11 protein-coding genes are annotated in these 14,096 nt (G+C 67.0%); 4 read left to right on the top strand and 7 right to left on the bottom strand.

The window, feature by feature from the left end; translation table 11 throughout:
* Positions 1–4: 4 nt before the first annotated feature.
* From AC5P6H_RS01685 to AC5P6H_RS01695, 3 genes are all read right to left on the bottom strand, one after another.
* Positions 5–2,866 carry a TonB-dependent receptor plug domain-containing protein gene (locus tag AC5P6H_RS01685; RefSeq protein WP_495202264.1) on the bottom strand — a complete coding sequence of 954 codons (2,862 nt, stop codon included), beginning with the start codon at positions 2,864–2,866 and terminating at the stop codon, positions 5–7.
* Between the two features lie 270 nt (positions 2,867–3,136).
* Positions 3,137–3,511, bottom strand: a complete 375-nt coding sequence (locus tag AC5P6H_RS01690) for an ExbD/TolR family protein (RefSeq protein WP_014648409.1) — start codon at positions 3,509–3,511, stop codon at positions 3,137–3,139.
* Between the two features lie 104 nt (positions 3,512–3,615).
* A complete protein-coding gene (locus AC5P6H_RS01695) occupies positions 3,616–4,023 on the bottom strand; it encodes an ExbD/TolR family protein (protein WP_014648410.1) in 408 nt (135 codons plus the stop codon).
* Between the two features lie 151 nt (positions 4,024–4,174).
* Here AC5P6H_RS01695 and AC5P6H_RS01700 point away from each other — a divergent pair, with 151 nt between their 5' ends.
* Positions 4,175–6,160: a transglycosylase SLT domain-containing protein gene (locus AC5P6H_RS01700; RefSeq protein ID WP_495202265.1), complete on the top strand. Its 1,986-nt coding sequence runs from the start codon at positions 4,175–4,177 to the stop codon at positions 6,158–6,160.
* A 205-nt stretch (positions 6,161–6,365) separates the two neighbouring features.
* Positions 6,366–7,586 (top strand): multifunctional CCA addition/repair protein, encoded by a 1,221-nt coding sequence (locus AC5P6H_RS01705; protein ID WP_053495110.1) that lies wholly within the window; start codon positions 6,366–6,368, stop codon positions 7,584–7,586.
* A gap of 68 nt (positions 7,587–7,654) precedes the next feature.
* Here AC5P6H_RS01705 and AC5P6H_RS01710 read toward each other — a convergent pair whose 3' ends face one another.
* From AC5P6H_RS01710 to AC5P6H_RS01720, 3 genes are read right to left on the bottom strand one after another with little or no spacing between them, the layout of a single operon-like run.
* Entirely contained in the window at positions 7,655–8,089 is a 435-nt protein-coding gene (locus tag AC5P6H_RS01710; RefSeq protein WP_005419309.1) for an SseB family protein, read from the bottom strand.
* 49 nt (positions 8,090–8,138) lie between these two features.
* Entirely contained in the window at positions 8,139–8,474 is a 336-nt protein-coding gene (locus tag AC5P6H_RS01715; RefSeq protein WP_014648413.1) for a hypothetical protein, read from the bottom strand.
* A complete protein-coding gene (locus AC5P6H_RS01720) occupies positions 8,471–9,514 on the bottom strand; it encodes a S41 family peptidase (protein ID WP_495202266.1) in 1,044 nt (347 codons plus the stop codon). Before AC5P6H_RS01720 ends, AC5P6H_RS01715 begins: the two co-directional genes overlap by 4 nt.
* A 408-nt stretch (positions 9,515–9,922) precedes the next feature.
* Here AC5P6H_RS01720 and AC5P6H_RS01725 point away from each other — a divergent pair, with 408 nt between their 5' ends.
* On the top strand, positions 9,923–10,369 hold the full coding sequence (locus tag AC5P6H_RS01725; protein WP_197606179.1) for a hypothetical protein: 447 nt from the start codon (positions 9,923–9,925) through the stop codon (positions 10,367–10,369).
* A 32-nt stretch (positions 10,370–10,401) separates the two neighbouring features.
* A complete protein-coding gene (locus AC5P6H_RS01730; protein ID WP_197606176.1) occupies positions 10,402–10,764 on the top strand; it encodes a hypothetical protein in 363 nt (120 codons plus the stop codon).
* A 129-nt stretch (positions 10,765–10,893) separates the two neighbouring features.
* Here the strand turns inward: AC5P6H_RS01730 and AC5P6H_RS01735 are convergent, their stop codons facing one another.
* A complete protein-coding gene (locus AC5P6H_RS01735) occupies positions 10,894–13,920 on the bottom strand; it encodes an autotransporter family protein (protein WP_495202267.1) in 3,027 nt (1,008 codons plus the stop codon).
* Between the last annotated feature and the right edge of the window lie 176 nt (positions 13,921–14,096).

Raw genomic sequence — 14,096 nt, forward strand, 5'->3', positions numbered from 1 at the left:
CACATCAGAAGCGCAGGTCCGCGCGCAGGTACCAGTAACGGCCACGCGGGATGTCGTAGGTCGAAGCGTCGTAGCCGTTCAACGAGCACGACAGGCAGATCGGCGGATCCTTGTCGAACACGTTGTTCAGGCCCGCGGTCAGCTGCAGCCCCTTCATCCAGTCGATCTTGTAGCCCACCTGCATGTCGTGGAAGGTGGTGGCCGACAGCGTGTTGGTGCCCGCAGCCTGGTTGCTGCACACCGGGAAGGCCGCCGCATCGCCGCAGTTCTCGGTCAGCTCGGAGATGTGGCGCACCGTCCAGTTGGCGCTCCAGCGATCCATCGTCCAGCCGAGGCTGGCATTGCTGGTCCACTCCGGGATCGAGCTGTCGGCCACTTCCACGCCCGGCTTCTGCGGCTGCTTCTGCCCGGCCGCGCCAGTGGCCTCGTAACGGCCGACGAAGGTGTTCTTCCACCCCAGCTTGAACTGGCCGATGGAGGTCTGCGGCAGCGTCCAGAACAGATCCACGTCCCAACCGTCGGTCTTGATCGAACCCAGGTTGGTCAGGCGGTTGTTGAAGCTGCTGACCGCACCGGTGCTGGCACGGGTGATGCCGTTGCAGTAGATCGGGTCCAGTGTATCCACGCACAGGTCCAGCTGGGTCTGCGCGTTGATGGCCTGGATCGCACCATCGATGGCATGGCGGTAGAAAGTGACTTCCACATCGAAGCGCTCCGACCACGAGGCGTTGTTGCCGAACCACGGGCTCCACACGAAGCCGGCGCTGAAGCTGCGCGAGCGTTCCGGGTCCAGCTCGCGGTTGCCGCCGGTGGTCACCGAGATCTGCGAGTTGGCCTGCTGGAAGCCGGCCGGTACGCCCAGTGCAGCACAGTTGGCCGCGCTGCCACGCGGCGGCGTGCCGCCCAGGCCCACCGAGCACGGATCGAACAGCTGCAGGTCGGCACGTGCGGCAGAGCCGTACAGCTCACCGATGGACGGTGCGCGGAAACCCTCGGCGTACGTGGTGCGCAGCACGAAGTCATCGGTCACCTGCCAGCGCAGGCCGTACTTGGGCGTGAACTCGCCGCCGAAGGTGGAGTAGTCCGAATAGCGGCCGGCAAGGCTCAGGTCCAGCTTCTTGCCGAACGAGGAGTCGGCGAAGATCGGCACGCTCAACTCCAGATAGGCCTCGTTGACGTCGTAGGAACCGGAGGTCGGTTGCGACGGCACGCCGTTGTAGTGGCCGATCACCGTCAGCGGATCGGGCTGGTAGGCGCCCTTGTACTTGCGGTACTCGAAGCCGGTGGCGAAGGACACCGGACCGGCCGGCAGCGAGAACAGCTCGCTGGACAGGTTGGCGGTGAACAGGCTCAGTTCGTTCTGGCTGCGGTCGCGCACCACCGGCTGGATCCACTTCAGCATGTCCGGGGTGATCGAACCGGCGCCACCGAAGATGTTCAACGGCACGCAGCCAGGCGTGGCCGCGCACACCGCGGGATCGCCCAGCGCCATGTTCACCTTGTAGATGTCATAGCTGCCGTAGTTGGTCTGCTCGGCCTTGTTCTTGCTGTACATGCCGTTGACGTCCCAGTACCAGCTGCGGTCGGCGGCATGGAAGTCACCGACCAGGCCGGTGGCGAAGTAGGTGGTGTCCACTTTCTGCTTGAACACGCGCGCACCGCCCTCCACCGGGCGACGACCGATCAGGCTCATGTTGTCGCCGGAGACGAGATCGAAGCCGAACGGGTTGTACGGGTTCAGGCGCGAGACCACGATGTTGTCGGCCAACGGATTGCCGGTGGCGCCATCGGGGCCGAAGAACAGCGGCTCGGGGCCGGCCTGGTTGGTCGACTCGCGGCGGTTGCCCAGCGCCTTGATGTACCACTGCACGTTGTCGGTGATGTCAAAGCGGAACTGGCCGAACAGGCCTTTGCGCTCCGACGGCGTAAGCACCATGTTGTATTCGGCGAAGTTGAAGCGGTCGGCGGTGGTGAAGCAGTGATAGTCATCCGTGCGGCTGCAGCCGGCACTGCCGTCGTACCGCGGATTGCTCACGCCGGTATTGGGCACGATGTTCTGCACCGCACCGGTGTTCGGGTCGGTGAACATGAAACGGCCCTGCGGAATACCACCGCTGCCGAACGCCAGGCCGGTACCGGGAATGGGGAAGCGCGACTGCTCGCGATCCTTGGCGAATACCGGGTCCTGCTTGGTCCAGCTGGCGCCCAGGAACAGGCTGAAGCGATCGCCATTCTTGCCCCAGGCCAGGTCCACGCCCTTCTGCGTGCCGTCGCCCTTGCTGTACTCGCCGTAGTTCAGCGTCACCTGCCCACCATCGAAATCGCGGCGGGTGATGATGTTGACCACGCCGGCGATGGCATCGGAGCCGTACAGCGACGAAGCACCGTCCTCCAGCACCTCGATGCGCTCGACGATGGCCAGCGGAATGGTGTTGAGGTCGGTGGCCGAGCCCACACCGGACGCCGACGATTCATTGACCCAGCGGATGCCGTCGACCAGCACCAGCACGCGCTTGGCACCCAGGTGGCGCAGATCGACCTGCGCCGAGCCGGCACCCACGCCACTGCCATCGGGCGGGAAACCGAAGTTGCCGGACGAGTTGAACTTGGCGTTGAGCGCAGAGCCGGAACCGGTGAGCTGCTGCAGCACTTCGCCGATCGAGGTCAGGCCGGTGCGTTCGATGTCGCCACGGGTCAGGGTCTGGATCGGGACCTGGCCCTCTACTTCAGCGCGCTTGATGCGGGTACCGGTGACTTCCACCGCGTCGAGGTTGGTGGTGGATTGTGCAGCGGCACCCAGGGGTGCCAAGGCCATCACGCACAGCGTGACGGCAACCGCCAACGGGCGGTGGTGCAGGTGCTTCATTCGCTCTCTCTCCAAAGGAATGTCGGGACATGGACTGCCGCGCTCCCCCTGCATGGCGGCAGCGTCTCCTTTGTAAACAAGCGGTAAAAATCACGGCGTGATGATCGACACTCTTTCACGCGGAATTGACGCAATTGACAGCCATTTACGTCAGATGAGGACCGTTTAGAACCGGACGGTACTGTTCACCGCCCTCCACTTTGATGCCGGCTGCGTCAGCGCGCGCCGAGATCCGCCACAACTCATCAAGGGGACTTGTCGGTGCAGGCGCTAGTGACCGGGCGCGTCGACGCGCAGCCCATGCTGGCTCACGGCCAGCAGCACGCGTGCCATGTCTTCGTAGTCGGTGTCGTCGGCGGTCGCCAGGTGCACCCAGGGGCGATGCTGCTGCGGCATCTGCTGCGCCTGCACCAGGTGCCGCTGCAACGCGACAGCGTCGAGCGGCTGGCCATTCCAGAACATCGCCCCCGCCGCGTCGATGCGCAGGTGGATCGGCTGGGGTGAGGACGCCGGCCAGGGTGGGCACGAGGTGCGCTGCTGGAGCGCCAGGAGGCCGGTCGCCTGCGCCATCGGCAGCGCGGTGATCACCAGCGCCAGCAACACCAGCAACACATCCACCAGCGGTGCCAGATTGGGGGCGGCCATCAGTGAGGCCGCGTGCTGTATCCCGTATCGCATGCCACGTTCCCTCGCAGGAAGAGCGGCCTGCCGATGGCAGGCCGCCCGTTGCCGGACTCACCGCACGAAACTCACCGCACGAAGGCAATGCGCTCCATGCCAGTGGCTTCGGCCGCAGCCAATATCCGCGCCATGCCTTCGTACTCGGCCGCCGGATCGGTGGCGATGCGCAGCTCCGGCAGGTTGCCGGCATGCTCGCCGGCCTGCGCCTGCAGGCGCCCCTGCAGATCGCCGATCGCCATCGGCTGGCCATCCCAGCTCAGCTGGTTCGACGCATCCAGTCGCAGCTCGATCGGCGGCGGCGGTTCGGGGCGATCAATCGTGCGATCGGTGGCCTGTGGCAACTGCACGGGAATCGGCCGGGCCACGATCGGCGCGGTTACGATGAAGATGATCAACAGCACCAGCATCACATCCACCAGTGGCGTGACATTGATGTCCGCCAGCGGGCCGCTTCTTCCTGCGCTACTGAACGCCATGTGCCGCTCCCTGCAGCCGGGCGGTTCGCCCAAGGCCGACGTTACGACGCCTGCGCCCGCCTGCGGCAGGGGCCTGTGCGGAGTCATTCAGCTATCGTTGCCCACGCATGGCGTGCACGCAATGCGAAACTGAATTCAGCCACTGCCCGCTATGCTGCATGCCATGACCCGACGCTCTTCGACCGCCCTGTCCCTGCTGCCCTTGGCCACCACGCTGCTGATCGGCTGCGCCAATGCCCAGTCCCTCGATGCCCAGAACGTGCAGTTGAAAGCCGCGATCGCGGCCGCCGAACGCGGCCAGTTCGATCTTGGCCAGGCCGCTGCGCTCAGCCGCCATCCGGCGTATGGCTGGCTGGAGTACGCCAACCTGCGCCGCAACATCGACACCGTCGATACCGCGCAGGCACAGGCCTTCCTCAAGCGCTATGAGGGCCAGGCCGTGGCCAGCACGTTCCGCAGCGTGTGGCTGCCCTCGCTCGCCCGCCGCCAGGACTGGCCGACCCTGCTGGCCAACTGGGCGCCCACCGACAATGCCGGCCTGCGCTGTGCGCAGCTGACCGCGCGCCAGGTGACCGGCAAGGTCGATCCGCAGTGGATCAGCGAAGCACAGGAGCTGTGGCGCAAGAACGGCAAGCCGCTGCCGGACAGCTGCGATGCGGTGTTCACCGTGCTGCAGGCACAAGGCGGCCTGAGCGACGCCCTGCGCTGGGAACGGATCGATGCTGCCGCCGACGCGCAGCAGCCCGCCGTGATGCGCAGCGCGGCCCGCGGCCTGCCTGCCACTGACCTGGCACTGGCCAACACTTACGCCGCCTTCGTCGACAAGCCCAACGCCAGCGCCCTGAACTGGCCCCGCAACGAGCGCAGCCGGCGCATCGCCACCGATGGCCTGGCCAAGCTGGCCAAGGCCGACCCGGCCGCCACCGAACAGCAGCTGCCGCAGTACGCGCAGGCACTGGGGCTGAGTGCCGCCCAGCAGGGCCAGGTGCTGTACCAGATCGCGCTGTGGACGGTGGCGTCCTACCTGCCCGATTCGGCACGCCGCCTCAACGCGGTGCCGGAGTCGGCCTATGACGAACGCCTGCACGAGTGGCGCGTGCGCGAAGCGATGTCCCGCGGCGACTGGACCGCGGCGCTGACCGCCATCCGCAAGATGGGCAGCAAGCAGCGCAGCGACCCGCGCTGGCGCTACTTCGAAGGCCGCATGCTGGAGAAGACCGGCCAGGCCCAGCAGGCGCAGCCGCTGTTCCGCGAGGCCGCGCGTGCATCGACCTTCCACGGCTTCCTCGCCGCCGACAAGCTGCAGCAGGGCTACACGCTGTGCCCGTGGCAGCCCAACGACAGCGCGCAGGCGCAGGCGGTGATCGCGCGCGACCCGGCCATCCAGCGCGCAATGGCGTTGTACCAGATCGATCGCGCTGGCTGGGCCGTGGCCGAATGGAACAGTGCACTGTCGCGCTTCGATGACACCCAGCGTCGCCTCGCCGTGCGCGTGGCGCAGGGCAACGGCTGGTTCGACCGCGCCGTGTTCGCGCTCGGCAAGCAGCCGCAGGAGCAGCGCCTGTACGACCTGCGCTTCCCGCTGCACCACGACGCCACCATCCGCCGCGAATCGGCACGCAACGCAATCGACCCGGCCTGGGTGGCGGCGGAGATCCGCGCCGAGAGCACCTTCACCCCGCGTGCGCGCTCGCCTGCCAACGCCATGGGCCTGATGCAGGTGCTGCCAGCCACCGGTGCCGGCGTGGCCAGGTCGATCGGCCTGACCGGCTACGGCGGCGCCGACAGCCTGTACGACCCGGACACCAACATCGCCATCGGCACCGCCTACCTGCGCCAGCTGATGAACAAGTACGACGGCCTGCCCTACGTGACCATCGCCGCGTACAACGCCGGCCCGACCCCGACCGCACGCTGGCAGAGCCAGCGCCCGGGCTTTGATCCGGACCTGTGGATCGAGACCATCAGCTACAAGGAAACCCGCGAGTACGTGGCCCGCGTGCTGGCCTTCAGCGTGATCTACGACTGGCGCCTCAATGGTGATGCGCTGCCGCTGAGCGATCGCCTGATGGGCCGCCTGGTGGACAAGCGCAAGCGCTTCAGCTGCGCCGCCAACGCCGACCAGGGCGGCGATTGATCGCACTGCGGTCGTGCCGGCCGCTGGCCGGCACGACGGGTATCCACTCCTTGGGGAGGGAAACGATGAGCCTGCTGGCCTGGATCGGGCTGGACGCTGTATCGGTAGTGCAGGCCGCTGGCCGGCAGCTTCGGGGTGACTGCGGTTGCCGGCCAGCGGCCGGCACTACCGGTGCGTCTGCGCCGGGCATGCGATGATTCCAGCCATGAAGATCTATCTTGTCGGCGGCGCCGTGCGTGACCGCCTGCTGCAGCGACCTGCCGGCGACCATGACTGGGTGGTGGTCGGCGCCACGCCCGCGCAGATGGAAGCGCAGGGCTTCACCGCCGTCGGCCGCGATTTCCCGGTGTTCCTGCACCCGAAGACCGCTGAGGAATACGCGCTGGCGCGCACCGAGCGCAAATCCGGCCGTGGCTACCGCGGCTTCGTGGTCGATGCCGACCCGGCAGTGACGCTGGAAGAAGACCTGCAGCGCCGCGACTTCACCATCAACGCGATTGCCTGCGACGAAGACACCGGCACGCTGGTCGATCCCTACGGCGGTGTGCGCGATATCGAGCAACGCGTGCTGCGCCATGTCGGCCCCGCGTTCGTGGAAGATCCATTGCGCGTGCTGCGCGCGGCCCGGTTCATGGCGCGCTTCGCACCGCTGGGCTTCACCGTCGCCGAAGAGACCATGGCGCTGATGCGCGAGGTCGCCGCCAGCGGCGAGCTGGACGCGCTGGTGCCCGAGCGCGTCTGGCAGGAGCTGCGCAAGGCGCTGGTCAGTGAACGGCCCTCCGCCTTCCTGCGCACGCTGCACGATGCGCAGGCACTGGGCCCGATCCTGCCCGAGCTGGAAGCGCTGTATGGCGTGCCGCAACGTGCTGAGTTCCACCCCGAGGTCGATACCGGCATCCATCAGGAAATGGTCAGCGACACCGCCGCGAAACTGGCGCCGGGCGATGACCTGGTCGGCTTTGCCGCGCTTACCCATGACCTGGGCAAGGGCCTGACCCCGCCGGAGGAGTGGCCGCGCCACATCATGCACGAGCAGCGCGGCATCAAGCCCTTGAAGGCACTGTGTGCGCGGTTGAAGATTCCCGCCGAACACCAGCAGCTGGCTGAAGCGGTGTGTCGCGAGCACTTGAACGTGCACCGCATCGACGAACTGCGCGATGCCACCGTGCTGGAACTGCTGGGCCGCTGTGATGCGCTGCGCCGGCCGGAACGCGTGGCCCGCATCGCACTGTGCTGCGAGGCCGACAAGCGCGGCCGGCTCGGCTTCGAGGACGCCGACTACCCCCAGGGCGAAACGCTCAAGCGCCTGCACCAGGCGGCGCTGTCAGTGCAGGCGCGGGATCTGGATACCACGCATCTGAAGGGCCCGGCCATCGGCGAAGCGCTGGCCAAGGCGCGGGTGAAAGCCATCGCCGCCGCCCGCTGATCCGCAACGTCCGCGCGCACTGCTATGGGCAGTGCCGGCCGCTGGCCGGCACCCCTATATCACTGGCTTCAGTGCGCCATCCCACGGGTAATCGCCGCCGCACGCTGCTTCAGCTGGGCCACGGCATCGGGAATCATCTCCATGCCCACGTCCAGGCCCGGGTTCAGCACCAGGCCGACGCCGTCGCCGATACCGGCCAGCAGCGCGTGCACCGCGATCGGCATGGCATGGGCAAACTGCGGCAGCTGCTCGTGCCACAGGCCGGCGCGCTCGGGCGCGGTGAACACCGCGAACATCGGCTCGCCGCTCTCGCTGGTCAGCACCAGCGGCGAGATGCTCTCGTCCCAGGCGCCATCCTCACCAATGGCCTTGTCCAGCAGCACGAACGCCGTCGAGGTCAGCAGGCCGTCGAGGAACTGCGCTGCGGTCAGCGTGCCGTCCTGGGCCTGCAGCAGGCGCACCTCGAGGTCGTTGAGGGGTTCGAACGGGGTGTCGTGGTCCATGGTCGGTTCCGGTACGTGGTTGCAGGGCAGACTTTAACAGGCCCGGTCCTCAACCGATGTATCCGTGCCGCCACATCCAACCGGCCACCGCCAGCGCGGCGACCCCCACCAGCATCAACGGCAGGCCGAAGCGGTGCCGCCACGGGATCGGCACCCCGCCCAGCTGCTGGTCCATGGTCTCGGTATCGAGCACCCAGCCGTGCTCGCACCGGGTGCAGGCCAGCTCGTAGCGGCGCTGGTAGGTGAAGCCGAACAGCAGGTCGATGCGCGCCATCTTGTAGCGCAGCTGCGGGGCGAACTCGGTTTCCGTCTGGCAGCGCAGGCAGTGGTGCGCTTCGGTGGGGCCGACGATCAGCACCCGTTCCTGTTGGCCGATCAGGATCATGTCCGGTTGACCTGGCAGGCGGGCTGGGCCAGCAGCCAGGCCTGGGCGGCGGCCACAGTGGCCGCGTCACCCTCGACGCGTTGGTCGGGTTCGATCTTCAGGCCATCGCCACGATCATTGCGGTCCCGCATCACGCTGGTGGTCAGCAGCAGGCGACTGCCATCGGCAAGCGTGTGCACGACATTGCCGGTGGAGACGCCCGCGGTCGGCTGGCCGAAACTCCGCGCCTGCGGGCGGCCACGCCACGCCAGCACCGAGGCCTCGCCCGAACTGCCGGTGCGGGGCCCGAACAGCACCGCCACCGGTGCGCCAGGCTGCCGCACTACATGGCCGGACTGGCCGAAGTCCAGCAGCGGCCTGCCCGCCAGCTGCACCGCAGTCGCCGTCAACGTCCAGCGCTGCGGCCCTTGCGCGGTTTCGAACGCGCCGACGTCCTCATTGTTCACCACCGAGGTGCGCAGCAGCGGTGCCATGCCCAGCAGCATCGGCCACATGGAGCCGCCACCGTTGTCCCGCAGGTCGACGATCCAGCCACAGCGCGCGCCGTCGTCCTTGCTGCGGATGACCTGCTGCCACCGCGCGGCACGCTGGATGTCCTGGCGGAATTTTTCCTGCGGCGTCGCGCCCGGCGAGGAGGCATAGCCCTCGATGACCACCCAGCCGATGCGCGCATCCACCGAATCAGCGGCCTTGGCCCGGTCCACGGCAGCGGCACCGGCCTGCTGCGCACGCGCGAGGGATTCGCGCTGACGCTGGGTCGTGGTCCACGCACCATGGTGGCCGGTGCTGAGCGCAATGGCTTCGCGCAGAACGGCCAGCCGTTGCGCGGGATCCCCCTGCGCCGATTGCAGGCGGATGCGGATGGCGGGCCAGTCCACCCGGTCGCGATACAGCGCCTGGCGTTCAAGCAGGTTGAGGATCTCAGCCTGGGCCTCCGGCGAGGGCATCTCGACCGCGCCTGGCGTATCGGCCATGGCGCCGGTCGCCAGCAACACGAGCATCAGCGCGCCGATGCGACGCACTCCCTTGCGAACCTGCATGCGACGCTTCCTTGTCGTTGAATCAGGACCGCAGCATAACCGGGGCATGATCGCTTGCGCCACGCGCGAACTGTCGTATCCGGCCCGGTCGCGGGTTGCAGCAAGGCGGCTTGCGTGCGGTCACCACATTGCAACTTTGCCCATGCCATCGCGGCGCACAACGCGCCAAGGTGGCCCCGTCGGCGCTTCCTGCGCTGACCGGGATTGGCGTCCTGAATCAAACATCGAAGCGATCGATTTGCCGCATCAACGGCAATCGCGACAATGCACCGGCTTGCCCATGGTGGGCGGTGCGTGGGGATCCTCGTGATCCGTCGGCTTTTTCGCTTTGATTTTGACCGGCACGCCAACCCGCACCGCCCGCCACCTTGCGCTTCGCAGGTGGCCTTGCCTCGTGAGGTTGCCGCCATGAACACGCCCTACCCCGCCTATCCACGCCTGCAGGCACTGCTCGGCGCTGCACTGCCCGGCCTGCAGCTGTCCAACGCCGCAGCCGAAGCGTTGGAAGATGCGCTCACCGAAGTCGACGAACAGGCGCCGCCCTCCGCATTCTTCGCGCGGCTGCGCGGCATCGCTCACAGCCACGCGGCCGACGGCCAGGCGTGGCGCGAACGGCAACTCAGCGAGGCGCGCGGCCGGCACCTGGCCGAGGCGACGCGCTGCCTGGCGGCGGTGTCTGCGTGTGGGGGCATCTTGTTGGCGGCGCAGTCGGCACGCGAGATGGATGATGCGCAGGCGCAGTGTCCGCCACAGGTGGAGGAAGGGTTGCTGCATGCGGTGGTGGTGCTGGCCGATCATGCCGGGGCGCTGGTCGCGCCCGAGCTGCTGCCGATACGAGCCAATGAATGCTGCTAGATGTTGGAACCCTACCGGAAAGAAATAGACCCATGAGAAAGCAATCAGATCAAGGCCTGGACGACAAGAGATATGGATTACTTCGGAAATTCGTGCAGGCGCTATCGGATCGGGATAGCAGCACACTGCAGGAGGACTTTGGCCTGACCTCAGTCATGATTCTGGAAATCTACGAGCTTCTGCCGGTGTACTTCCTAGAAGGTGCCGCCATTTCCATCCCTCTACCTACGTACGGCGCAGCAGGCGACTTGATATCGTTGATGACCACGTATGACTGTGGTGATGGTGACATTGCAGTTGAGTGCTATCTCCTCGGAGATGGCGAGCCCGGCGAGGCCATTCTTCATGTCCATTTCGAGAAAGGTAATCTCATCTACGGATTCATCAATTCATAGCAATTCCCTATCGCCCAAAGCGAACGATATTTCAGAGCGTGTCGACCAAGGTCGACACCTACCAGAGCGGGTCAATGGCGTCGGTTGGGTGTGTGTGCCGACCTTGGTCGGCACACCAGAGCATGAGACTCACCAGTCCGCACGCAGGCCGATGTTGCCTTCGATGACGCGGCGCTTCTCGTTGCGGTCGCCGCCCAGTTCGCGCGTGTAGTCGGCCACGGCATAGGCGCTGATCGTTCGGTTGAAACGCCCGACCACACCCACGCCGGCTTCCAGCGCGCGTGAGCGCTGCGAATTGATGATCACGTCGTCGTCGAAACGGATGCGGTCTTCACCAGAACGGCCATGCCAGTAATTGAGCTTGAAATACGGCTGCCAGCCGTTGTCAGCCAGCTGGTAATCACCGGCAAAACGCAGGCCGATGCGGCCGGTCCAGGCGTTGTCGTTGTCGAAGCGCACGCTCGATACTTCATCGCGACGGTCATCCAGCGAAGTGCGCTGCCAGATCACCTGCACCTGCGGTTCCAGCCACCATGCGGACTGCCCGAAGTGCAGCAGCGGCTTGCCCGCCTCCACCGACACGCTGGTACCGTCGCCGCTCAGGCCGAAGCCGAGCCCACGCGAGGAACGCACGCGGCCGTCGTAGCGGCTCTGCATCGCCACGGCGTCGATGTAACCCCCACTGCTATCGGTGAAGGTCCAGTACAGGCCCACGTGCTTGTCATCCAGGCGGTTCTGGCCTACCTGCACGTTCTCCCAGCCCAGTGCTAGACCCGTGGTCTTGCCCTGCGCGCGGGTGCGGCCAACGAATACGCCGATCTGGTTGCGGTGGTTGTCAGACGCCGCGGCCCACACGTCGAGACCGGCCTGCAGGCCCATCACATCGCCATCGAAGCCCGGCTGCGCATCACCCTTCCAGTGGATCTCGCTGCTCTGCCCCACCAACCGGCCCCAGGCGGTGCGGACTGTGCCCTGGTTGTACAGCAGGCGCTGTTCGCCCTGCCGCTCGTGGAAGGTACCGAGGCTGGTCAGCGAGGTCTCGCGCAGCAGCGGTGGCACCACGGCGTAGGCGGCGGTCTCCACGCGGTACAGCGGCACCACCGCGCCTTCGGCCGGGCGTGCACCCGGCGTTGGTGGGGTGCCGGTACCGGGCAACGCACCGCCGGCCACCGGCACGTCCGGCACCGCCGGGTCGCTGGGCGGCGCCACCGGCGCCGGTTCCGGTGGCGGCGGTGGCGGCGCGGCCTCGCCGGCGGTCAGGTTCGGATCGGTAGCGCCTTCAGGCGGCGGCGGCGGTGCCGGGGGGATCGCCGGCGGCGGTGCGACCGGCGGCGTCAGGGGCGGTGGCGTGGCAGTGCCGCCGCCGTTGGGTGCCGGCGTCGGCCCGGTCACCAGCGTCGATCGCAGGTACCAGTTCTCGCTGGTGCCGGCGCTGACACCACCCTTGAACAGGAAGTACTCGTAGGCACCGGCTGCAACCGGTGCGAACAGCGAGAACGCGCCCGGCGCAGTGCGGCCACCATTCAAGGCCTGCACCACCAGGATGCCATCGGCCAGCGTGGCGGCGCCGCTGCCGCCGGCATTGAGCACGCCGATGCCGGTGGTACCGGTGGCGGTTCCGCCATCGATCACCAGGCGGTCGCTGCTGGAATTGTCCGCGCCCAGCACGGTACGCAGGTACAGGCCACCGCCGTCACCACGGTAGTTGCCACGCACGGTGAACACGTCGCCTGCGCCGGTGCCGGTCAGGTCGATGCGCCCGGCATTGACCATCTCCACCAGTGCACCACTGTTGAACGGACGGACTGCATGGCCGCCACTGCCCGCGTAGACGGTGCTGGTGTCGTCCACGGTGAGCGTGCCGGTGCCGGTTCCGCTGTCGCCCAGCACCAGGTCGCCATCAAAGGTCAGCTCGGTGCTGTTGGCCAGGCTGATCGCCTCCCAGTTCTGGAAGCGGCCCACGCCGGCAGTCTTGACGTTGTGGAAGTTGAGCTGGTCGATGCCACCGCCACCGTCGAACAGCGGCACCGCCCCCAGGTTGCCCTGGTTGAGGTTGCCGAGGTTGGCGACGTCGTTGTCCGGCCCCATGTCGATCGCGCCGTAGACGATGCCGCCGCCATTCCAGTTGAAGGTGTCGTTGCCGGTACTGAGCAGTACCTGCCCGCGCACGGTGCCGTCGGTGATGGTCACGCTGTCGTTGCCGCCGCTGACGCTGATGTTGCCGCCGATGTAGGCGGTACCCGAGATGATGATGGTGTCGGTATCGAAGCCGGTCACCACGTTGCCGTCCACGGTGCCGCCGGACTGGTCCCACAGGTTCTTGTCCAGCTTCATGTTGACCCGGCCGATGCGGCCAGCGGTCATCCACGCCTGGTCACCATCCTCGAACGCACCGATGATGCGGCCACCGCTCATGCGGAAGGTATCGATGTTGTCGCCCTGCTGCAGCGCGCCGACCGTGCCGCCACTCATGACGAAATCATCGCGGCCACTGCCCTGCGCCACCACGCCGGTGACGGTGCCGCCGGTGACGGTCATCTGGTCATCGCCACTGCCCTGGTCGACGCTGTCGATCGTACCGTTGTCCAGCAGCAGCGCATCATTGCCATCGCCCTGCAGCACACTGCCGCTGATGCTGCCAGCCTGCATGTCCAGGCGATCATTGCCGGCACCGAACTGCACGCCGGTGCGCCCGCTGATCGTTCCGCGGTTGACCAGCACGCTGTCGCCGGCGCCGACGAACTGCAGGGCGGTGTTGTTGCCGGTGCTGATGCTGCCCGAGTTCTCGACGCGGCTGCCGCCACCGAGCTGGACCGCCACGCCGCCCACCGAACTGATCGTGCCCAGGTTGGACAACAGGTGCCCACCGGCCCCGACAAGCGAAATCGCGCTGCTGCCACCGCTTTGCTGCAGCTGCGCCGTGCTGGCGACAGTGACGGTGATGCCGGCGGCGCCATCGGCGGTGACGGGAACGGTCTGCGGGTTCGGCGCATTGGCATCGCAGGTGACCGTCTGGCCGGCGAGGGGGGCGGCGCTGTCACAGCCGGCCCAGGCGGCGCTGGCGGTCAACAGCATGACGGAGGGAACAGCCAAAGCCTGCAGTACGGAAACAGTGAGGCGGCGCATACGCACTGCGCGCGGGACGGCACGGGACATACAGCACTCCTGGACAGGGGATCAGGAACTGCGGATATGCGGTACTGCGAGCGAAGTCTGCGCCATGGTGAACGGTTTCGGCAGGTGAATTTGCGTGCCGATCATCACAGTTCAGATGCGAACCTGATCGGGCATCACCCCACCTCTACGTGCCTGAAATCGTTCATCTTTGCGGG

Source organism: Stenotrophomonas sp. YJH_SMC_110, from assembly GCF_059369255.1.

What these genes read in the sequence shown, in the direction of transcription:
- AC5P6H_RS01705 (WP_053495110.1), top strand. Translation starts at nt 6,366, where the DNA reads ATGAAGATCTATCTTGTCGGCGGCGCCGTGCGTGACCGCCTGCTGCAG.
- AC5P6H_RS01685 (WP_495202264.1), bottom strand. Translation starts at nt 2,866, where the DNA reads ATGAAGCACCTGCACCACCGCCCGTTGGCGGTTGCCGTCACGCTGTGC.
- AC5P6H_RS01695 (WP_014648410.1), bottom strand. Translation starts at nt 4,023, where the DNA reads ATGGCGTTCAGTAGCGCAGGAAGAAGCGGCCCGCTGGCGGACATCAAT.
- AC5P6H_RS01720 (WP_495202266.1), bottom strand. Translation starts at nt 9,514, where the DNA reads ATGCAGGTTCGCAAGGGAGTGCGTCGCATCGGCGCGCTGATGCTCGTG.
- AC5P6H_RS01710 (WP_005419309.1), bottom strand. Translation starts at nt 8,089, where the DNA reads ATGGACCACGACACCCCGTTCGAACCCCTCAACGACCTCGAGGTGCGC.
- AC5P6H_RS01725 (WP_197606179.1), top strand. Translation starts at nt 9,923, where the DNA reads ATGAACACGCCCTACCCCGCCTATCCACGCCTGCAGGCACTGCTCGGC.
- AC5P6H_RS01700 (WP_495202265.1), top strand. Translation starts at nt 4,175, where the DNA reads ATGCTGCATGCCATGACCCGACGCTCTTCGACCGCCCTGTCCCTGCTG.
- AC5P6H_RS01735 (WP_495202267.1), bottom strand. Translation starts at nt 13,920, where the DNA reads ATGTCCCGTGCCGTCCCGCGCGCAGTGCGTATGCGCCGCCTCACTGTT.
- AC5P6H_RS01715 (WP_014648413.1), bottom strand. Translation starts at nt 8,474, where the DNA reads ATGATCCTGATCGGCCAACAGGAACGGGTGCTGATCGTCGGCCCCACC.
- AC5P6H_RS01690 (WP_014648409.1), bottom strand. Translation starts at nt 3,511, where the DNA reads ATGGCCGCCCCCAATCTGGCACCGCTGGTGGATGTGTTGCTGGTGTTG.
- AC5P6H_RS01730 (WP_197606176.1), top strand. Translation starts at nt 10,402, where the DNA reads ATGAGAAAGCAATCAGATCAAGGCCTGGACGACAAGAGATATGGATTA.